Origin of the sequence: Pseudomonas sp. SMSB3, assembly GCF_052041965.1 — a bacterium.
GTDB lineage: Bacteria > Pseudomonadota > Gammaproteobacteria > Pseudomonadales > Pseudomonadaceae > Aquipseudomonas.
This window is the reverse complement of the sequence record NZ_JBKGGV010000068.1, coordinates 1-220: the sequence shown is the minus strand read 5'-3', so window position 1 is coordinate 220 and position 220 is coordinate 1. Positions and strand designations below refer to the sequence as shown.

Genomic DNA, 220 nt, shown 5'->3' with positions numbered 1-220 from the left:
CGATCAACAGCACTGCTGCAGTGACCAGCGTCACCGATACCATCGACACATCGACTGTGACGCTGACCGCGACACCGTCCGTGGCTGAAGGCGGGACCATCGTCTACACCGCCAGCATCGGAGCGCCGGTGACTGGCGCTCCGGTTGTAGTGGCCTTGGCGAATGGGCAAATCATCACCATCCCAGTTGGTCAAAGCTCCGGCACCGTGACGGGTGCCGT

1 protein-coding gene is annotated in these 220 nt (G+C 62.3%); it reads left to right on the top strand.

Features of this window, described 5'->3' with window-relative positions; all coding sequences use genetic code 11:
- Positions 1-220, top strand: a 220-nt coding sequence (locus ACLEJW_RS23325) for an immunoglobulin-like domain-containing protein (RefSeq protein ID WP_440778344.1), incomplete at both ends; no start/stop codon positions are given.